General features: G+C 74.2%; 18 protein-coding genes. 12 read left to right on the plus strand and 6 right to left on the minus strand.

Annotation, left to right across the window (positions count from 1 at the left end):
* Window positions 1-53 precede the first annotated feature (53 nt).
* Together J2S66_RS04000 and J2S66_RS04005 are read left to right on the plus strand one after the other, a co-directional pair.
* Window positions 54-1277 carry a PP2C family protein-serine/threonine phosphatase gene (locus J2S66_RS04000; protein WP_310303923.1) on the plus strand — a complete coding sequence of 408 codons (1224 nt, stop codon included), beginning with the start codon at window positions 54-56 and terminating at the stop codon, window positions 1275-1277.
* Window positions 1278-1366: 89 nt separating this feature from the next.
* Window positions 1367-1762 (plus strand): ATP-binding protein, encoded by a 396-nt coding sequence (locus J2S66_RS04005; protein WP_310303925.1) that lies wholly within the window; start codon window positions 1367-1369, stop codon window positions 1760-1762.
* A gap of 273 nt (window positions 1763-2035) precedes the next feature.
* Here J2S66_RS04005 and J2S66_RS04010 read toward each other — a convergent pair whose 3' ends face one another.
* Window positions 2036-3028, minus strand: a complete 993-nt coding sequence (locus J2S66_RS04010; RefSeq protein WP_310303928.1) for an Acg family FMN-binding oxidoreductase — start codon at window positions 3026-3028, stop codon at window positions 2036-2038.
* 487 nt (window positions 3029-3515) lie between these two features.
* Between J2S66_RS04010 and J2S66_RS04015 the strand changes: the two genes are divergently transcribed.
* The 3 genes from J2S66_RS04015 (at window position 3516) to J2S66_RS04025 (ending at window position 5665) form a co-directional block, all read left to right on the plus strand.
* Complete coding sequence (locus J2S66_RS04015) at window positions 3516-3989, plus strand: universal stress protein (RefSeq protein ID WP_310303930.1); 474 nt, start codon at window positions 3516-3518, stop codon at window positions 3987-3989.
* Window positions 3990-4091: 102 nt separating this feature from the next.
* Window positions 4092-4499 carry a YciI family protein gene (locus tag J2S66_RS04020; protein WP_310303932.1) on the plus strand — a complete coding sequence of 136 codons (408 nt, stop codon included), beginning with the start codon at window positions 4092-4094 and terminating at the stop codon, window positions 4497-4499.
* Window positions 4500-4522: 23 nt separating this feature from the next.
* The gene (locus J2S66_RS04025) at window positions 4523-5665 is read left to right on the plus strand and encodes an RNA polymerase sigma factor (RefSeq protein WP_310314647.1); all 1143 of its coding nucleotides are present in this window, start codon (window positions 4523-4525) and stop codon (window positions 5663-5665) included.
* Here the strand turns inward: J2S66_RS04025 and J2S66_RS04030 are convergent.
* The gene (locus J2S66_RS04030; protein ID WP_310303934.1) at window positions 5643-6260 is read right to left on the minus strand and encodes a helix-turn-helix domain-containing protein; all 618 of its coding nucleotides are present in this window, start codon (window positions 6258-6260) and stop codon (window positions 5643-5645) included. The two genes, J2S66_RS04025 and J2S66_RS04030, sit on opposite strands and share 23 nt — an antisense overlap.
* Before the next feature lie 84 nt (window positions 6261-6344).
* Here J2S66_RS04030 and J2S66_RS04035 point away from each other — a divergent pair, with 84 nt between their 5' ends.
* Window positions 6345-7001, plus strand: coding sequence for a class I SAM-dependent methyltransferase (locus J2S66_RS04035; RefSeq protein ID WP_310303936.1), 657 nt, complete (start codon window positions 6345-6347; stop codon window positions 6999-7001).
* A 67-nt stretch (window positions 7002-7068) separates the two neighbouring features.
* Here J2S66_RS04035 and J2S66_RS04040 read toward each other — a convergent pair whose 3' ends face one another.
* Window positions 7069-8070 carry an alpha/beta fold hydrolase gene (locus J2S66_RS04040; RefSeq protein ID WP_310303939.1) on the minus strand — a complete coding sequence of 334 codons (1002 nt, stop codon included), beginning with the start codon at window positions 8068-8070 and terminating at the stop codon, window positions 7069-7071.
* Window positions 8071-8087: 17 nt separating this feature from the next.
* Window positions 8088-9410 (minus strand): cytochrome P450, encoded by a 1323-nt coding sequence (locus tag J2S66_RS04045; RefSeq protein ID WP_310303940.1) that lies wholly within the window; start codon window positions 9408-9410, stop codon window positions 8088-8090.
* A 157-nt stretch (window positions 9411-9567) separates the two neighbouring features.
* Between J2S66_RS04045 and J2S66_RS04050 the strand changes: the two genes are divergently transcribed.
* Together J2S66_RS04050 and J2S66_RS04055 are read left to right on the plus strand one after the other, a co-directional pair.
* A complete protein-coding gene (locus J2S66_RS04050) occupies window positions 9568-10383 on the plus strand; it encodes an SAM-dependent methyltransferase (RefSeq protein WP_310303942.1) in 816 nt (271 codons plus the stop codon).
* 88 nt (window positions 10384-10471) lie between these two features.
* Complete coding sequence (locus tag J2S66_RS04055) at window positions 10472-12592, plus strand: putative bifunctional diguanylate cyclase/phosphodiesterase (protein WP_310303944.1); 2121 nt, start codon at window positions 10472-10474, stop codon at window positions 12590-12592.
* A 9-nt stretch (window positions 12593-12601) separates the two neighbouring features.
* Here the strand turns inward: J2S66_RS04055 and J2S66_RS04060 are convergent, their stop codons facing one another.
* Complete coding sequence (locus tag J2S66_RS04060; protein WP_310303946.1) at window positions 12602-12976, minus strand: VOC family protein; 375 nt, start codon at window positions 12974-12976, stop codon at window positions 12602-12604.
* Window positions 12977-13048: 72 nt separating this feature from the next.
* On the opposite strand from J2S66_RS04060, the gene J2S66_RS04065 reads away from it, so the two are divergent.
* Window positions 13049-13495 carry a MarR family winged helix-turn-helix transcriptional regulator gene (locus J2S66_RS04065; protein WP_310303948.1) on the plus strand — a complete coding sequence of 149 codons (447 nt, stop codon included), beginning with the start codon at window positions 13049-13051 and terminating at the stop codon, window positions 13493-13495.
* 39 nt (window positions 13496-13534) lie between these two features.
* Here the strand turns inward: J2S66_RS04065 and J2S66_RS04070 are convergent, their stop codons facing one another.
* Window positions 13535-14404: an AraC family transcriptional regulator gene (locus tag J2S66_RS04070; protein WP_310303950.1), complete on the minus strand. Its 870-nt coding sequence runs from the start codon at window positions 14402-14404 to the stop codon at window positions 13535-13537.
* 190 nt (window positions 14405-14594) lie between these two features.
* Between J2S66_RS04070 and J2S66_RS04075 the strand changes: the two genes are divergently transcribed.
* The 3 genes from J2S66_RS04075 (at window position 14595) to J2S66_RS04085 (ending at window position 19070) form a co-directional block, all read left to right on the plus strand.
* Window positions 14595-14867, plus strand: a complete 273-nt coding sequence (locus J2S66_RS04075; protein ID WP_310303952.1) for a hypothetical protein — start codon at window positions 14595-14597, stop codon at window positions 14865-14867.
* 177 nt (window positions 14868-15044) lie between these two features.
* Window positions 15045-18152 carry a toll/interleukin-1 receptor domain-containing protein gene (locus J2S66_RS04080; protein ID WP_310303954.1) on the plus strand — a complete coding sequence of 1036 codons (3108 nt, stop codon included), beginning with the start codon at window positions 15045-15047 and terminating at the stop codon, window positions 18150-18152.
* Window positions 18153-18170: 18 nt separating this feature from the next.
* Window positions 18171-19070, plus strand: coding sequence for a DUF4231 domain-containing protein (locus J2S66_RS04085; RefSeq protein WP_310303956.1), 900 nt, complete (start codon window positions 18171-18173; stop codon window positions 19068-19070).
* Window positions 19071-19097 lie beyond the last annotated feature (27 nt).

Genomic DNA, 19097 nt, shown 5'->3' on the forward strand with positions numbered 1-19097 from the left:
GTCGGCGTCGGCTGGGTGGGGGAATCGCGCCCCGGGTCGCCTACCCTTCGTGCGTGCCCGAAGAAGATCGCAGCTGGCAGTCGGTGCTCGTGCAGGTCGTCAACCGGTCGCACCTGGCGACGGCGGAGGACCTACCGGGCATCATCGACGACGCCGCGGCCCTGGTCGGGCTCATGGCGGAGCTGTACCTGGCCGATCTGGGGCAGCGGGAGCTGCACCCGGTCAGGCCGCGGGGTGGCGCGTCGATGTCGGTGGACGCGACGGTGGCCGGGCGGGCGTTCACCCGGTCGGAGATCGTCGTCTCCCGCGCCGAGGGCGGGGCGCCGTGCCTGTGGTCGCCGCTGCTGGACGGCACCGAGCGCCTCGGTGTGGTGCGGTTCACCCTGCCCGAGGGTGCCGACCCGCAGGACACGGTGCTGCGCTCCCGCTGCTGGGCGCTGTCGGGCCAGATGGCCCACCTCGTGCTGAGCAAGCAGCTCTACAGCGACCTGTTCCACCGCGTGCGCCGCACCCGGCCGCTGTCGGTGGCCTCCGAGCTGCTGTGGCAGCTGCTGCCGCCGAAGGTGTTCGCCACCGACCGGGTGGTGATCGTCGCGGCGATGGAGCCCTACGACCAGGTCGGCGGGGACGGGTTCGACTACGCCGTGGACGACGGCGGCGCCTACGTGGCGATCTTCGACGCGATGGGCCACGACCTGCACGCCGGCCTGACCACCTCGATCGCGCTGGCCGCGACCCGCAACGCCCGCCGCGCCGGCGCGGACCTCGTCGCCACCGCCGCGCTGGCCGACGAGACGATCACCGCGCACCGCCCGGCCGACTCGTTCTCGTACGCCACGGCGTTCCTCGCGCGGCTGGACCTGCACACCGGCGAGCTGGGCTACCTCAACGCCGGGCACCCGCCGCCGGTGGTGATCCGCGGTGGCCGGGTGGTGCGGGTGCTCGACGCGCAGGGCACCACCCCGCTGGGGCTGGCGCACCTGGGAGGGGGCAAGCCCGTCGTGCTGACCGAGCAGCTCCAGCCCGGCGACCGGGTGCTGTTCTACAGCGACGGCGTCACCGAGGCCCGCGACCCCGACGGCGAGCAGTTCGGCCTGGACCGGCTGGTCGACCTGACCGAACGCCACGAGGCCGGCGGCCTGCCCGCGGCGGAGACGCTGCGCCGCGTCGTGCGCGCCGTGCTCGACCACCAGGACGGGCGGCTCCAGGACGACGCCACCCTCCTGCTGCTGGAGTGGACCACCACGGACCAGTCCGCCCTGCTGCCCACGCTGTGATCCCCGGATGAGGTTTGGCGCGGGTGCACCGGGTAACCACTGGCGGCCGCACCGACGCGGCACCGCGACAGCGAGCACCCGGGAGGCACGTGGACACCGAGACCCGCGAGCCGGGCGGCGAGTTCGGCTTCTCGCCGCAGGAGGCGCCGCCCCTGGGCCGGCTGCGGCAGTGGGTGCGGAGCCGGCTGGCCGACGCGTGCCCGGACCTGCTCGGCGACGTCGAGCTGGTGATCACCGAACTGGTCTCCAACGCCTACGACCACGCGGGCGGGCTGCTCGCCGTGCGCCTGTCCCGCCGACCCGACGGAGCCGTGCGGGTCGAGGTCGACGACGCCGCGGCCACCGGCGTGCTCCGGCTCGGCGCGTCGACGCTGGGGGAGGCCCGCGGGCGCGGACTGGTCATGGTCGACAACCTCAGCCGGACGTGGGGAGTGTGGCGGAGGGGCGACCGCAAGGTCGTGTGGGCCACCGTGCCGGCCGCCTGAGGCGGGCGTCGGGACGTTGGTGCCCGTCTGGCCGAATAACCTGCGCCCCTGCGGGGTAGTTGGACGGTGCCGGTACTGCGCAGTGCACGGAAGGGCCACCCCGGTGGTCCGGCCAGTTCGACGCGGTGATGTTGAACAACCAGCACCCGTACCGGTCTGGTGGCGCGGTGCGGGCCGAAGGCTGATGTCCCTCCGGTCCGCACCGCGCCTCACAAGATCCACGCCGCGCCCCACCGGATCGGTGCCGCGCCTCCGGCTCCCGGATGAGGTGCGTCACCGCCCGGTCGTGGGGACGCCCTCCAGCAGCAGGTCCTCGACCGCTCGGCGCGGTGTGGGCGGCACCGGTGAGCCGAACCCGACGCGGAGCACGCTCTGCGGGACGACGGCCCCGCCGATCGAGTGGCGCAGCTCCTGGCGCACCGACCGCACCTCGACCGCCTGGGACAGGAACGACGCCGCCAGGCCGAGGTCGGTGGCCGTGAGCAGGACGCGTTGCAGGGCCTGCCCGGCCTGGAGCTCGGCGAGCGGGCCGTCGGTGAACGAGCAGAGCACGACGACCAGCGGGTCGGGCTCGTAGTCCTTGCCTGGGACGCGCTCGACGCCCCCGAAGTCGCGCAACGCCCACTCGTCCTGCGGCGCCGGTCGCACCCCGGCCGAGGCGGGCGGCACGCCGTCCGCGCCGCGCGGCCCCGTCCACGCGGCCAGCTCGGCCCGCGCCGCCGGGTCCTCGGCCTGCACGCGGTGCGCCTCGGCCACGAGCGCCTGCAACCGGGCGCGTTCCCCGCGGTCGGTCACGGCGTGCAGCCAGGAGCGCTCGCGTTCGGCCGCCCGGACCAGCGCGTGCCGGTGCGCGGTGGGGACCGGGGCGGCGCGGAACGGCCTGCGGTCGGTCCGCCGCCTCGGCACGGCCGCGACCAGCCGGCGGGTCTCGTCGTCGAAGTCGCGCAGCCCACCGTGGCGGACGATGGCCAGCGCGCCGGGCGCGTCCGCTCCGGGGATCAGGGTGACCAGCGGCCGGATGCCGCGTGCGCGCAGCGCCAGGCGCAGGTTGAACAGGGCCGCGCCGCAGGCCAGCCGCAGTTCCCGGTCCCCGGGATCGGTGGCGGGCATCCGCCGGGCGGGGTCGGGGTGCAGCTCGATGCGGTCGTGCGCCAGCCGGAACCGCCACGGCTGGCTGTTGTACAGCGAGGGCGCGAGCGCGGCCGTCGCGAGGACCTCGGTCACCTCGTCACCGTTGAGCCCCAGCACCTCGTCCACACCGCTCATCGCCCGTCCACCCGCATCACTCGTCCGAACCTCCGCCCCCACTGTGCGCCGGGGGAGGGCCGTCCGCACACGGCCATCGGTCCCTGGTGGACGAGGACCAAAGGCCGCTGTCCCGGCCCGGCCGCGCCCCTAGGGTCGATCGGGAGGGGCGAGCGTGACCGCCGGCGGTGGACTGCGAGAGGAACCCGTGATGAGTGCCCCGATCGTGGTCGGAGTGGACGGCTCGGCCTCGGCCGCGGCGCGGGCCGTCGTCCGCGCGGTCGGCGGACCCGGGCGCTGAACCCGGACCCCGGCCCCGTCACAGGGCGGCCGGAGGGACGCCGGACGGGAACCCCTTGCCCGTCCGGCGTCGTCGTGCGGTGATGGGGACGGCCGGCGGTCGTCCGACCGGGTGGTCCGACCGGCCGGGGCGTCCGGCCCACCCCACCCGGTGGCAGGTTGTGGTACCGGGACCGCCGGAGATCATCGAACTCGACGAGGTGGAGTCATGAGCACTGGTCCGATCGTGGTCGGCATCGACGGCACCCCCGCGGGCGAACGCGCGCTGCGGTGGGCGATGGACGAGGCGGTGTGGCGGCGGGCGCCGCTGCACGTGGTCAACGCCTACCAGTACGAGCCCCTGGCCGATTGGACGATGACGACCGAGCAGAACGCCGTCGCGCGCGCGGAGGCCCTGATCGACGGCGCGGTGCGCGCGGCCTCGGAGGGCCGTTCGGAGCTGCCCGAGATCGTCCGGGTACCGGTGCGCGGCCCGGCCGCCGAGGCGCTGGAGAACCTGGCGCGGGGCGCGGCGATGCTGGTCGTCGCCTCGCGCAGCGGCAGCGGGGTGCGGCAGGTCGTGCTCGGCAGCACCAGCATGCACTGCGTGCGGCACGCCACCGTGCCGGTCGTCGTGCTCCCCGCCGGCCACGTCGAGCACCCCGACGAGCCGGTGACCGCCGAGGGGACCACGCGGAAGTAGTCGGAAATCCCGGCCGGTGATGTCGAGAACCCGCGACCGGCTCCGTCCCCGGGGTGAAGCGCGACCACAATGGCGGTCGCACCGGCACCGAGGAGAACCACGATGGCCAAGTACCTGCTGCTCAAGCACTACCGCGGCGCACCGGCGGCGGTCAACGACGTGCCGATGGACCAGTGGACGCCGCAGGAGATCACGGACCACGTGCAGTACATGCGGGACTTCGCGGCCCGGCTGGAGGAGACCGGCGAGTTCGTCGACGGTCAGGCGCTCGCCCCCGAGGGCATGTTCGTCCGGTACGACGGCGAGGGCCGCCCGCCGGTCACCGACGGTCCGTTCGCCGAGACCAAGGACCTCATCGCCGGGTGGATGGTGATCGACGTCGACAGCCGGGAGCGCGCCGTCGAGCTGGCCGGTGAGCTGTCGGCCGCGCCCGGCGCGGGCGGGAAGCCGATCCACGAGTGGCTGGAGCTGCGCCCGTTCCTGGCCGCGCCGCCCACCATCACCGAGTGAGCTCCCCGGACGGGCGGGGCCCGGTGGACGAGACCCTGCTCCGGAGCCTCACACCGGGTGTGCTCGGCATCCTCGTCCGCCGCGGGGCCGACTTCGCGGCGGCCGAGGACGCCGTGCAGGACGCGCTGGTCGAGGCGGTCCGGGTGTGGCCCGCCGACCCGCCGCGCGACCCCAAGGGCTGGCTGGTCACCGTGGCGTGGCGCCGGTTCCTCGACGCGACCCGCGCGGACGCCGCCCGCCGCCGCCGCGAGGAGGTCGTCGAGGAACCGGAGCCCGGCCCCGTGCCCGCGGTGGACGACACGCTCCAGCTGTACTTCCTGTGCGCCCACCCGTCCCTGACGCCGTCGTCGGCGGTCGCGCTCACGCTGCGCGCCGTCGGTGGGCTGACCACCCGCCAGATCGCCGCGGCCTACCTGGTGCCCGAGGCGACGGTGGCGCAGCGCATCAGCCGGGCCAAGCGCACCGTCTCCGGCGTGCGGTTCGACCAGCCCGGCGACGTCGCCACCGTGCTGCGCGTCCTCTACCTGGTCTTCAACGAGGGCTACTCCGGCGACGTCGACCTGGCCGCCGAGGCGATCCGGCTCACCCGGCAGCTCGCGGCCGCCGTCGACCACCCCGAGGTGGCGGGGCTGCTCGCCCTCATGCTGCTCCACCACGCCCGGCGCGCAGGGCGGACCGCACCGGACGGCGGCCTGGTGCCGCTCGCCGAGCAGGACCGCGGCCGGTGGGACACCGCGCTGATCGCGGAGGGCGTCGCGATCCTCCAGGCGGCCCTCGCCCGCGACCGGCTGGGCGAGTTCCAGGCCCAGGCCGCCATCGCGGCGCTGCACGCCGACGCGCCCACCGCCGAGGAGACCGACTGGGTGCAGGTCGTCGAGTGGTACGACGAGCTGGCGCGCCTGACCGACAGCCCGGTCGTCCGGCTCAACCGGGCGGTGGCGGTGGGGGAGGCGGACGGACCTCGGGCCGGTCTGGCGGCGCTCGCGGCGCTGGACGACTCGCTGCCCCGCCACACCGCGGCGGCGGCGTACCTCCACGAGCGGGACGGTGACCGGGCGACGGCGGCGCGCCTGTACGCCGAGGCGGCCCACAAGGCACCCAACCTGGCCGAACGCGATCACCTGACGCGCCAGGCCGCCCGGCTCAACGCCCGTCCGGACCGCTGACACCGGTCGTGTCGCGCCGGGCCGCGACGCGGACGTGCGCGCGTTCGCCCTGCCTGCCGACGAGGCTCAGGAACTCGACCGGACCCGCGCTGGTGGCCCCGAACCAGTGCGGTGTGCGGGTGTCGAACTCGGCCGCCTCCCCCGCGTCGAGGATCAGGTCGTGCTCACCGAGGACCAGGCGGAGCCTCCCGTTGAGGACATAGGCCCAGTCGAAGCCCTCGTGGCTGCGCAGGTCCGGCTCGGCGTCGTCCCTCCCCGCGGGGAGGACGAACTTGTAGGCCTGGATGCCGCCGGGGCGGCGGGTGAGGGGCAGGACCGTGGAGCCGTCCTCGCAGGCCAGCGGCCGCAGGTGGATGCGGGGGTCGCCCGTCGGCGGCGCGTCGACCAGTTCGTCGAGCGTGACGCCGTGGACGCGCGCCAGCGGCAGGAGCTGTTCTAGGGTGGGGCGGCGCAGACCCGCCTCCAGCCGGGACAGGGTGCTGACCGAGATCCCCGTCTGCTCCGCGAGGGCGGTGAGCGTGGTCTCCCGCCGGAGCCGGAGGCCCTTCAACCGCGGTCCGACGGCGTCCAGCGCGCGATCGACGAGTTCGTCCACCCCTCCATTTTGCCATTCGGCAACGTGGTTTGCGCATCGGGCGAGCCGCCCGCACGATCGTGGTGGACGACCGAGGAGGACCCGATGACGCACGACTTCGACGAGGACTACTGGGAGGGGCACTGGCGGCAGGTGCCCCGGGACGGGCGCGGGAGGGTGGTCGAGCCGAACCCGCACCTCGTGCGCGAGGTCGGCGACCTGCCCCCCGGCACGGCGCTGGAGGCCGGGTGCGGTGAGGGGACCGAGGCGATCTGGCTGGCCTCACGCGGGTGGCGGGTGACGGCCGCCGACATCTCCGCCGACGTCCTGGCCCGTGCCGCCGCGCGGGACACCGGTTCCCGGGACGACCCGACGTGGGTCCGGGCCGACCTGACCACCTGGCAGCCGGACGCGCGGTTCGACCTGGTGACCACGCACTACGCCCACCCGGCCACGTCGCAGTCGGAGTTCTACGACCGGATCGCCGGGTGGGTGGCCCCCGGCGGCACCCTGCTCATCGTCGGGCACACGCACGTCGAGGGGCACACCCACAGCGGGCACGAACAGGCCGGGCACGAGCACGCCGGGGAGCACTGGCCGCCCGCCGAGGCGTCCGCCACCGCCGCCGGCATCACCGCGCGCCTGGACCCGGGCGACTGGGAGGTCGTCACCGCCGAGGAGCGCACCCGGACGCTCACCGCGCCCGACGGCCGGGCCGTGCCCCTGCACGACGTCGTCGTGCGCGCGACGCGACGCCGCTGACCGGCCGGCCGTCCACACAGGAGGTACGCGGCAGGGGGTCGGTCCCCTGCCACGCCCCCCGCCGGGATCAGCCGATCCCCTTCGTCCACTTGACGACCGCCCGGTGGTAGCCCGGCGCGTTCGCGGAGAAGTTGAGCGAGTGCCCGTAACTGGGGACGACGTGCGTGCTCAACCGGGCCTCGGGCGCGTAGAACCGCCCCTCCGACACCCGCAGCGCCTCGGCCGACGAGCAGTCCGCGCCCAGCGGCGGACCGCAGAAGTTCCCGTCCTCCCCGCCCATGACGAGCATGACCGGCACGGTGATCCGCCGCGAGACCGGGATCAGGCTGCCGATCAGCACGGTGCCCACCGTCTCCGTCGCCGTGACGACGTCCTTGGTGGCCTCGTCGAAGGCGATCGCCCCCGGCTCCGTCGCGCCGGGCCGGTGGAACGACGAGTAGCGCGTCCCGGCGACGGTCGTCAGGTAGCCGAGCCCTCCCACCTCGACGTCGCGGTCGAGCAGGCTCGGGATCAGCGTGCTGAACACGGGCACGGCGCCCGGCAGGTTGATCTGGTGGGTGAGCCCGGTGATCACGACCCCGTCCACGTCGCGGTACGTCACCGCCTCCGTCGTGGCGATCGCCGACCCGATCGAGTGGCCGACGAGCACCACCCGCTCGAACCTCGGCCGCAGCGACCGCACCACCTCGTGCACCGCCTTGGCCTGCGCGGACACCGTCACCAGCCCGCTGAGCGGTTTGGAGCTGCGCCCGCTGCCGAGCCGGTCGACGGCCACCGTGGCGATACCGGCCCGGTTCACGGCCAGTCGGTACGACCGGCTCTCGGGGGCGTAGCCGATGTCCCAGTACGCGCTGTTGTACGTGCCGCCGGGCACCAGCACCTGCACCGTCGTCGCGCCTCGGGGCACGCACAGCCGGCCGTGCATCGACTGCGTCAGCAGGCCGACGCTCACCGGGACCTCCACGTCCTCGCACGCGGTCTGCGCCGCGCCGGCCGTGCCGGGGGCGAGACCCACGCCGACGGCGAGCAGCAGGACGGCGCCGAATCGGCGGAAACGCAACCAACCCACGGAGAACGACCTCCAGTTCAGTTTCGGGGGACCGCCGTCATCAGCATCCCGCTGGGATACGCGGCGGACGTGAACTTCACGCGCACGGGCTTGCCGGGCACGGGCACCAGCCGCCACCGCGCCGCGACGGTGGCGGCGATGACGAGGATCTCGGTGCGGGCGAACAGGTTCCCGACGCACTGGCGCGCGCCGAGTCCGAACGGGACGAACGCGCCCTTGGGGATCGTCGCGGCGCGCTCGGGCGACCAGCGGTCGGGATCGAAGCGGTGCGGGTCCTCGAACGACGCCGGGTCGTGGTGCAGGGCGTGCGGGCTGAAGATCACCTCGGCGCCCTCGGGCAGCACCACGCCGCCCAGTTCGACCGGGGCCAGGGCGCGTCGCATGAGGAACCAGACCGGGTACTTCCGCAGCACCTCGTCGACCACCTGGTTGAGGTACGTCAGCTTCCCGGTGTCGGCGAACGTGGGGGTGCGACCGCCCAGCACCTCGTCCACCTCGGCGTGCACCCGGCGTTCGACCGCCGGGTGCCCGGCTAACTCGTGGAAGGTCCAGGCCAGGGCCAGCGCGGTGGTCTCGATGCCGCCGACGAGCAGTGTCATGACCTCGTCGTGGACCTGCTCGTCGGACATGCCCGCGCCGGTGTCCGCGTCCTGGGCCATCAGCAGCATCGACAGCAGGTCGCCGCGGTCCACGCCGTCCTCCCGCCACCCGCGCACGACGTCGAGCACGATCCGGCGCAGGCGTCGGATGGCCCCGTCGAACTCGCGGTTGCCGCGCAGGGGCAACTTCTCCACGAACGAGGGCGACACGGCGCGGACCATGCCGTGCTTGAGCACGGTGAAGATGGACCGGCGCACCTCCTCGACCGCGCGCTCGCCCATCTCGGTGGAGAACAGCGCTTCACCCACGACGGTGACGGCCAGCGCCTGGGCGTCCTCCTCGACCGCGCGCACCTCGCCGGGGCGCCACGTCGCGGTCAGCCCGGCCGCCGCGCGTGCCATGGTCCCCGCGTGCAGGGCGAGGCGCTCACCGCTGAACGCGGGCCGCACCATTCGGCGCTGCCGGCGGTGGAACGCGCCGTTCGACGTGGCCAGGCCGTTGCCGAAGATCGGCTGGAACTTGTCGAACAACGCGCCCTTGCGGAATGAGGAACCCTTGGTGACCAGCAGTTCGTGAACAAGGCGAGGGTTCGTCACGAAATAGGTGCGCATCGTTCCGAGATCGACCCGCACGATGTCGCCGCAATTCCGCAATGATGCGGTGAACGCGTACCTCCGGCGCAGCATCGGCACGGTGTGGCCGAGTACGGGAAGGCGACCCGGAGCCACCGGGACAGGCATGTCAGCTCCTAGCCGAATTTCGGGGATGGGCTACAGTAGAAGCCGTTCGGGTGAGGGTGACAGAGCCCGATCGGGTGGTCTCGCCCACCCCAACGATGCAATTGAGGCCATCTGCCGGTCACTAGGATGGTGCCTCTTACGAAGTGGGGTGTTTGCGGTGGTCCAACGGGAGTGGATTCCCCAGAGCGTCGACGTGTCCGTTCCGAGCATGGCGCGCACGTACGACTTTCTGCTCGGCGGCGCGCACAACTTCGCGGTGGACCGCGAACTCGCCGTGCACGTCGAGCGCGTCATGCCGGACGCGCGTTCGGCGGCCCGCGTGAACAGGGCCTTCCTCGGTCGGGCCGTCCGCTACATGACGGACCAGGGGATCAGGCAGTTCCTCGACATCGGTTCCGGCATCCCGACCGTGGCCAACGTGCACGAGGTCGCCCAGGCCGAGGACCCGGGGTGCCGGGTCGTGTACGTGGACAAGGACCCGATCGCGGTGGCCCACAGCGAGCTGATGCTCGCCGACGACGACCGCGCGACCATCGTGCACGCCGACATGCGCGACCCCGAGTCGGTCCTGGGGCACCCGGAGACCCGCGGGCTGCTCGACTTCGACCAGCCCGTCGGCCTGCTGGTGCTGATGATGCTGCACTGGGTGCCGGACGGGGACGACCCGTGGGCGCTGATGGCGCGCTACCGCGACGCGCTGGCCCCCGGCAGCCACCTGGCGATCACCCACGTGACCGCGGACGGCCAGGACGAGCGCCTCGCCGAGGTGACCGGCCTGATCCAGGAGAGCCGCAGCGCCGACAACCTCACCGAGCGCCCGCACGACCAGGTGGTCCGGCTGTTCGGCGACTTCGAGCTGGTGGAGCCCGGTGTGGTGGGGTGCGCCGCGTGGCGGCCCAGCCGGCGGGGCGACATGTCCGACACCCCGGAGATGAACATGGTGATCTACGGCGGGGTCGCCCGGAAGCCCTGACGCCGCCGCGTCCGCTCCCGGCTCCCGGCTGTCCGCTCCTGTCGTCCCGCTCTCCGCCGAGGTCCCGAACGAAGCAGGTCTGTCACCGATGTCGCAGCCGGGTTCCGCACCCGATCCCCGACCGGGCGCCCACGACGGCGCACGCGCGCGGGAACTCCTCGCGCGCAAGTGGGCGTACCTGCTCAGCGGCGCCGAGGTGATCCCGCTCAGCTCGGCGGACCTGGACCGGGAACTGGGCGAGCAGGTCGACGCCCTGTGCGAGGCCATCACCCGCGAGCCGTTCGACACCGCCGCGGTCGAACGGGTCGGCGAGCACGTCGTCTCGCTCGGGTACGTCGGCGAGGAGGGCCTGCGCTGCACCGCCGAGGCCCTCGGCAAGGGGCTCCCGGCGCTGCCCGAGCTCCAGCCGCCCGCCGCGCACGCGGACCGCGTCGCGCTCGCGATCGGCGCGCTGGCCACCGGTTTCCTCGTCGCGAACCGGCGGACCGTGTTCGAGCAGCAGGAACGGATGCAGCTGTCGCTGCTCAAGGCCGTGCGCGACGCCAAGTGGAACCTCAAGGAGAGCCAGGCGCGGTTCGACGAGGTGGTCACGTCGTCGTCGAGCGGCATCGCGATCGTCGCCCTGGACGGGCGGCTCGTGCGGGTCAACGGCGCGATCTGCGACATCCTCGACCTCACCCCGGCCGAACTCGCCGACAAGGCCCTGTTCGACCTCGTCCACCCGGAGACGGTGGAGATGCTGCGCGGCGCCATGCGGGCCGTGGTGGAGGGCGGGCAGGACCGCGTCCGGCAGTCGCAGCGGTTGCTGCGCAGGAACGGCGACGTCGCCCGGATCTCGCTGACCGCGTCGCTGCTGCGCGACGCCGAGGGCGCGCCGGGCCACTTCGTCGTGGTCGTCGAGGACGGCACCGAGCTGGTGCTGCTCCAGAGCGAGCTGAACCGGCAGGCGCTGCACGACGTGCTCACCGGCCTGCCGAACCGGCAGTTCTTCAGCAGCCACCTGGAGAGCGCGGTGCGGCGGGCCGACCCGGTGCACGGCGTGACGCTGCTGCACCTCGACCTCGACGCGTTCGGCACGGTGTGCGACAGCTTCGGGTGGCGCACCGGCGAACGGCTGCTCGTGCACGTGGCGCAACGGCTGAGGTCCTTGCTGGCGCTGGAGAAGGCGATGGTCGCCCGGTTCGACGGCGACGAGTTCGGCATCCTCGTGGAGAACACGGCGACCACGCCGGACATCGCCACCATCACGGCCGCCGTCAACCGGGAGCTGGCCGAACCCCTGTACGTCGACGACATCGGCCTGGCGGTGTCCGCGTCGATCGGAGTGGTGCGCGGCACGTCGCGGGATCAGGACCACGCCGAACTGCTGCGCGCGGCCGACCAGGCGCTGCGGCGCGCGAAGAGCGGGCGGCGCGGGCAGTGGATGCTGTTCGACCCGGAGCAGGACGCGGTGGACCGGTCGGCGCACGCGCTGGCCCTCGGCATGCCGGGCGCGTGGGAGCAGGGCGAGGTCGAGGTCCGCTACCGCCCGGTGGTGCGGCTGGCCGACGGCGCCGTCGCGGGCGCGGAGGCGGTGCTGCACTGGGCGAAGCCGGGGGACCCCGTGCCGCACGAGCGGTGCGTGGAGCTGGCGGAGGGGACGGGTTTCATCCTGCCGCTGGGGGAGTGGCTGCTCGCCACCGCCGCCGGCCAGGTCCGGTGGTGGCGGCAGCGCGCCGGCTCGGCGCCCCCGTTGACGATCGCCCTGACCGCGCACCAGGCGTCCGACGCGGACCTCGTGTCGCGCGTGGTGCGGGTCCTGGAGCACACCGGCCTGCCGGCGGACCGGTTGGTGGTCGGCGTGCCGGTGGGTGCGGTGGCGGTGCCCGAGGCGGCGGACAACCTCGGCGTGCTGGCGGAGATGGGCGTGCGCACGGCGTTGGAGGACTTCGCCCTGGGGCCGGACGACCTGGCCGCCGCGCGGGACTTCGGCGTCCGCGCGGTCCGCGTGGCCAGGCGCCTGGTGGACCTGCGGACCAGGGCGGGGGCCGGGTACGCGACCGCCCTGGTCCCCGTGCTGCGCGACGCCGGCATCGCGGTCGTGGTCGACGGCGTGGCGACGGAGGAGCAGGCGGCGTGGTGGCGGGACGTCGGCGCGGACCTGGCGACCGGTCCGCACTTCGGCCCGGACGACCCCGCCGACGCCTTCCGGTCGCGCTCCACCCCCTGAGCGGACCGGTCAGGCCGGCCGGGCGGTGAAGAACTCGTAGCTGTGGCCGTCGGGATCGCCGACGTACACGCCCCGCCCACCCGCGAGGGTGTTGATCCGACGGTCCCACCCGTTGCCGGGCCCGGACCCGTGGCGGATGCCGGGGTCCTCGGCCAGCACCCCCAGCAGGGCGTCGAAGGTGCCGTCGTCGACCAGGAAGCCGTAGTGGCCGGGCAGCACCGGCCCCCGGTCGTCGAAGTCGAGGGTGAGCCCGTCGCCGACGCGCACCGGCGCGAACGGTCCGGTGGGGGGCTCCACCCGCAGCCCGAGCAACCGGGCGAAGAAGCGCGCCGAAGCGCGCCGGTCCGTCGAGCGGACGACCACGTGGTCCAGGACGACGCCCATTGCCGCCTCCAATCGTATGCGATTCGCACACATATTAGATGCGATCCGCACACGATGGCTAGGCTGGGTCGCGTGACGACGAGCCCGGACGGCGGCCCGGCCCTGTTCCGCCTGGTCAGGTACTGGTCGCGGCGCTGGCCGCGCGGCGCGGCCGCCCACGGCGCCGACGACCCCCCGACCGCGCAGCACGTCCTGGTCGTCACCACCGCCGCGGCCCTGGCCGCCGAGGGCGCCGCCCCCACCGTCGGCGACCTGGCCACCGCCCTGGGCCTGGACCAGTCCGGCGCGAGCCGCATGGTCACCGCCGCCCACCGCGACGGCTACCTGGAACGCCACCGCGACACCGCCGACGCCCGCACCACCCGCGTCCGGCCCACGTCCGGCGGCCTCGCCCTGGTGGCCGCCGCGGAGGAGTGGCAGCGCGCCAGGTTCGCCGAGCTGACCGCGACGTGGAGCGACCAGGACCGCGCCCGCTTCGCCGGCTACCTGACCCGCCTGGCCGACCAGCTCCGCGCCTGACCCGTCGCCGCCCGGCGGAGGTGGCGACGGGCACGGCCGTCACGCCGGTTCGACGGGCAGCCACAGCTCGCAGGTCGCGGTGCCGAAGTCCTCGGCGCGGTCGAGGACCGCGACGATCGACGGACCCGGCCGCAGGCGCCACGGGTTGGCGGGGAACCAGTCCGTCGCGGTCGCCGCCCAGGTCCTCTGCAACTCCCGCGGGTGGGGCCCGGCGCTGCGGAAGACCGCCCACCGGCCGGCCGGCACCCCGATGGCGTCGAGGTCGTCCGGGACGGGCGCGCCCGCGGAGACGGCGACCCCGTGCAGGTAGGTCAGTTCACTGCCCTCGGCGCTGTCGGGGTCGAGGTCGTCGCAGACCTGGAGCAGCCCGGCGGGCTCGGTGTCACCGAGCGCCTTGAGCCGCAGGTGCTCCTCCGGGGGCAGGGCGGCGATGTGCCGCTGGATGTGCGGGTTGGCGCCGTGGTGGACGAGCGGGACGCGGGCGGCGTGCCCGATGAGCCGGAACGCGGGTCGGTCGACGAGGCGGGTGTCCACGGGGGTGTTCCCTTCGACGGTCAGGCGGAACCTGAGCTGCGGTTGTGAGCGAAGGGGGCCACCGTCCCGGCGGACGTCCCGGGGACCGACGCCGTGGACGGCCCGGAACGCCCGGCCGAACGCCTCGGTCGAGCCGTAGCCGTACCGCACGGCGATGCCCAGCAGGTCGTCCTCTCCGCGCACCACGTCGCCGGCGGCCACGGTCATCCGCCGCCGGCGCACGTACTCCGACAGCGGCATGCCCGCCAACGACGAGAACATCCGGCGCAGGTGGTACTCGGTCGTGCCGAGCGTTCCGGCGAGCGCGCCGACGTCGAACTCGTCGGTGAGCCGCTCCTCGACCAGGTCGACGAGCCGGTTGAGCTCCGGGATCACGGGGCCTCCTTCGACCTCGACCCTGCCGGACGCCGCCCCGGTCCCGCCCGATCTCCGCGGACCGATCCGGTCATTCGACCGCGCACCCGCTCGCGGTCCGCTCACGGCGGCACGACGGCGCGCACGATAGCGTGGAGGCCACGGTGGTCGGCGCGCACGTGTCAGCGCCACGTCGCGCTCCGGAGGTGTCGTGCACGACCTGCCCCGCAGTCGGCCGGTGAAGGACCGCCCCGGCAAGGCCGCCTGGTTCGGCCCCCTCTCGTTCGGGTTGGCACTGCTGAGCTGGCTGGTCCCGGTCGGGAGCCCCGGGGTCGCGGCGGTCGCCGTCACCCTCGGCCTGCTGTCCACCGCGACGGACCGGGTCTACCGGCTCGACTGGACCGCCGTCGCGGGCTGGGTCGTCGGCGCGGCCCAGCTCGCGTTCTCGCTCCTGCTGCTGGTCATGGAGTTGACGGGCCACTGACACCGGATCGGGCGGAAGCCGGCACGGCATCGCCGGGTCGCCGTAGCCTGTCCGCGGGGGAGGGCGTTCCGCGGACGGGGGTGGTCGTGGTCGATCCGCAGGGGCGCCGCGCGGCCGCGCGCGCCGATCCCCGAGCACCCCGGCCCAGAGCCGACGCCGCACGTCACAGGAGCACCCGTGCCTTCTCCCACCCGATTACCGGACGACGACAGGACGGGACCGCCGGAGGACCCGCGTCGGGACTACGCGGCGTTCCTCTCCTACAGCCGCGCGGTCGACGGCAAGCTCGCGCCGGCCCTGGCGAGGAGCCTGCGGGTCTTCGCGAAGCCCTGGTACAAGCGCGGCGCGCTGAGGATCTTCCGCGACGACGACAGCCTGTCCGCGAGCCCCGGGCTGTGGTCCTCGATCCGGGCCGGGTTGGACGGGGCGGAGTTCTTCATCCTGCTGGCCTCGCCGGAGGCCGCGGCGTCGGTGTGGGTCGACCGGGAGGTGGCCCACTGGTTGGCGAGCCGGGGATCGGCGGCGAACGTCCTGGTCGTCGTCACGGGCGGCGAGATCGCCTGGGACCGGGAGCGCAGGGACTTCACGGTCGGCACCACGTGCGTGCCACCCGCCCTGCGCGGCGCGTTCGCGGAGGAACCCCGGTGGGTGGACCTGCGGGCCGTGCGCGAGGAGCGGCACCTGTCGTCCCGGACGCCCGTGTTCCAGGACGTCGTGGCCGACCTCGCGGCGACCCTGCGGCACACCTCCAAGGAGGACATCGCGGGGGAGGACCTCAAGCGGCACCGGACGACGCGGCGGGTGGCGACGGCGGGCACGATCCTGCTCGCTGTCCTGGCGCTCCTCGCGGGGACGGCGGCCGTCATCGCCTCCCGGAACGCCCGCGTGGCCGACGAGCAGCGGGCCGTCGCCGAGCAGGGGCGGCGCGAGGCCGTCGGGCGTGAGTTGGCGGCGCTGGCGACCGGTGCGGTGGCCCGCGACCCCCGCACCGCGCTCCGCCTGGGGATCGCCTCGCACGACGTCCACCCCGGCGCGGAGTCGCTCGCTGTCCTGCGCCGGCTGCTGACCACCACGAGGCTGGACGGCCGGGTGCCGGACCGGTTCCGGGAGGGGAGCGCCGCGTTCCTGCCCGACGGGCGGACGGTCGTGCTGAACGACCAGGACGTCGTGACGCTGTGGGACGTGCGCGCGGACACCCCCGCGAAGTTGACGACCCTGGAGAGCCGGGGCAGACCCCTCCCGTCCCCCGACGGCAGGACCCTGGTCGTGCTGCTGACCACCGAACCCGGGCAGGTCCAGGAGTTCGACGTGTGGGACGTCGCAGACCTCCTCCGGCCGACGAGGGTCGCGACGCGCTCCACCACGTTGACGGGTGTCGGTGCGATGGCGTTCTCCGGCGACTCGCGGACGTTCGCGATGGCGGGCGTCACCGGCAACGCCACCGCGGTCCTCGTGTGGGACTTCGGTGATCGGGCCGGTCCCTCGGTCCGCCACGAACTCGACCCGGGGTCGTCCGCCCTGTCCCTGGCGCTCTCCCCCGACGGCCGGACGCTTGCCGTCGGCGACGGCGAGCGGACAGGCGTCTCCGCCGACATGCGGCTCACGCTGTGGGACCTCTCCTCCCCCTCGGGTGCCACGCGGTCGAGCACCTCGCGGTTCGACTCCGGCGGCCGGATCGGGACGCTGCTGTTCTCGGCGAGCGGCGACCTGCTCGTCGCGGGTGGGAGCGGACCGCAGGGGGACACGCACGTCTCGACCCTGCTGATCGACGTCCGGGACCGCACCGACCCCCGCCCGCTCGGACAGCCCCTGCCTGGGACGCGCACCACCGCCATGACGGCGGCGATCGACCGCGCCGGCACGACGCTGGCCACGAGTGGTGGCCCCGACCGTGCGGTGCTCCTGTGGGACATCAAACGGCCCGAGGACCCCGTCCCGGTCGGCACGCTGACCGGGCACACCGACGGCGTCGTCTCCCTCTCGTTCTCGCCCGACGGGCGCACGCTGATCACCAACGACGGCCGGGACGTCTTCCTCTGGCACGTCGGTGGCCGGGGTGCCCCACTCCCGGTCGGGAACGTCGCGGGCGGTGCGACCTCCGACTTCCACCACGTCGTGGGCGTGGCATCGGCCTTCGACGGCAGGACGCTGGTCATCGGCGACGACGAGGCCACGCTCGGCACGTGGGACGTGAGCGCGCCGGACCGCCCCACGAGGACGTCGACGGTCGGGCACGGGGACGGGCGGTTCCCGACGACGGCGGTGGCCATGTCGCCCGACGGGCGCCTCGTCGCCGTGGCGGGCAGGACGTCCGCTGACGAGCCGGCCGTGTTCCTCCGGGACCTCTCCGACCCCGCCGACCCGCGCCTGGTCGCCGAGCTGCCCGAACCGGACTTCCACTCGGTGACCGCCCTCGGCTTCGCACCGGACGGGCGGGCGCTCGCCGTCGGGGGCCGGACGTACGGGATTCGCGACGGTGGCGCGAACCAGGGGTCCACGGCGATCGTGGAGACGTGGGACGTCGCGGACGCCACCGCCCCCCTGAAGGTCAACACCGTCGTGGTGGGCGGGCAGAGCGCCTCGGGAATGGTGGCGGCGGTCGACTTCTCGCCCGACGGCACGCTCCTCGCCGTCGGCAGAAGCGGGGACTCGGCGTCGGACAGGCCCTCGCTGCTGCTGTGGGACTTCACCGATCCCCGCAGCCCTCGCCAGGCGGGACCTCCGCTCAGCGACGGGCCCGGCCGGATCAAGGCCGTGGCGTTCTCGCCCGACGGCCGCACCCTGGCCGCCGGCTTCGGCACGCGCAGCCTCCAGGACAGCTCCGACGGCGAAGTGGTCCTGTGGGACGTCTCGACCCCGCGGAACCCCGTCCGCATCGGTCGTCCGCTGGTCGGCCACGGCGGCGAGGTCGGCGCGATCGCCTTCGCGCCGGACGGCCGGACCCTGGCCACCACCGGCGACGAACTGGACGGGAGACCCGCGAGCCTGATGCTCTGGGACCTCACCGACCTGCCCCGCGTCCACCCGGTCGGACACCTGTCCCAGACCCGGGAGCGGGCCGTGACGGCGGTCGCCTTCGCGCCGGACGGCCGTTCGTTGATGACGGGCGGCAACAGCGTCGACGCCCGGCACGCCTCGGCCACCCTCTGGGACCTGGCGCCACTCCTCGACCTGCGGGACCGCGAGGTCCGGCTGGCCTGCGCCGTGGCCGGCGGCGGCCTGGACGAGGACGAGTGGCGCCGGTTCGTGCCCGACCTGGACCACCGACCCACCTGCCCGTCCTGACTACCGAACGGAGAGCGCGTGCCGACGGAGAAGAGAACGCTGACCGACGACGACCTGCCCGCCCTGTTCCACATGGCCGATGCGATGTCGCAGCGCGGCCAGCGGGCCTACCTGCACGCGCTGGGTGCCCGCCTGGTGCTCGCCGTCCTCGCGGCGGTGTTCGGCGTGTTCGCCCTCAAGGCCGGCGAGGTCGACGTCGCCGCCGTGGGCACGGGTGTGTCACTGCTGGTCATGCTGCTGGTCGAGTTACACTTCCGCGGCAGCTCGCCGGAGGCCACGTGGTACGACGGCCGGGCGTTGGCCGAGTCGGCGAAGAGCATGGGCTGGCGCTACGCCGTCGGCGGCTCGCCCTTCCCCCTCGGCGGGGACGAACGCGAGGTGACCCTGCGCTTCGTCGGCGAGATGGCCGCGCTGCTCAAGGACGGCCCGAACAGCGGCATCACGTTGCCCGGCCGCCCCACCATCAGCCCCGCCATGCGCGACCTGCGCGCGGCGGACCTGGCGACGCGCAGGGACACCTACGTCGAGCGCCGCATCCGGGACCAGGAAGCCTGGTACGCGAGCAAGTCCGACGACAACGGCCGCAAGGCGCGACGGGCGCAGCAGGTCCTCTACGCCTTCGCCACCGCGGGCATCGTCGCCGCCTTCGCCAGGGCCTTCGGCGTCATCGGCTTCGACCTGGCGGGTGTCGCGGGCGCGCTGATCGCCGCCGCGGCGGCGTGGTCGGGCACGAAGCAGTACTCCACGCTGGCCCGCGCCTACGCCTACGCCTCCCAGGAATTGGGCATCGTCAAGGAGCGGCTGGAGCTGCTGGTGACCGACGAGGCCACCTGGGCGGCGGAGGTCGCCGACGCGGAGGAGGCGATCAGCCGCGAGCACACCATGTGGCGGGCGTCGCGCACCCGTGCCGCGTCCTGACCCGGCGACGGCCCACTGCGACGGCCC

Origin of the sequence: Saccharothrix longispora (assembly GCF_031455225.1) — a bacterium.
In the GTDB taxonomy this organism is placed as follows: Bacteria; Actinomycetota; Actinomycetes; order Mycobacteriales; family Pseudonocardiaceae; genus Actinosynnema; species Actinosynnema longispora.

Coding starts and splice junctions, on each gene's coding strand:
- J2S66_RS04060 (WP_310303946.1), bottom strand. CDS start 12,976: ATGGGCGTCGTCCTGGACCACGTGGTCGTCCGCTCGACGGACCGGCGC.
- J2S66_RS04055 (WP_310303944.1), top strand. CDS start 10,472: ATGTCGCAGCCGGGTTCCGCACCCGATCCCCGACCGGGCGCCCACGAC.
- J2S66_RS04020 (WP_310303932.1), top strand. CDS start 4,092: ATGGCCAAGTACCTGCTGCTCAAGCACTACCGCGGCGCACCGGCGGCG.
- J2S66_RS04045 (WP_310303940.1), bottom strand. CDS start 9,410: ATGCCTGTCCCGGTGGCTCCGGGTCGCCTTCCCGTACTCGGCCACACC.
- J2S66_RS04015 (WP_310303930.1), top strand. CDS start 3,516: ATGAGCACTGGTCCGATCGTGGTCGGCATCGACGGCACCCCCGCGGGC.
- J2S66_RS04010 (WP_310303928.1), bottom strand. CDS start 3,028: ATGAGCGGTGTGGACGAGGTGCTGGGGCTCAACGGTGACGAGGTGACC.
- J2S66_RS04035 (WP_310303936.1), top strand. CDS start 6,345: ATGACGCACGACTTCGACGAGGACTACTGGGAGGGGCACTGGCGGCAG.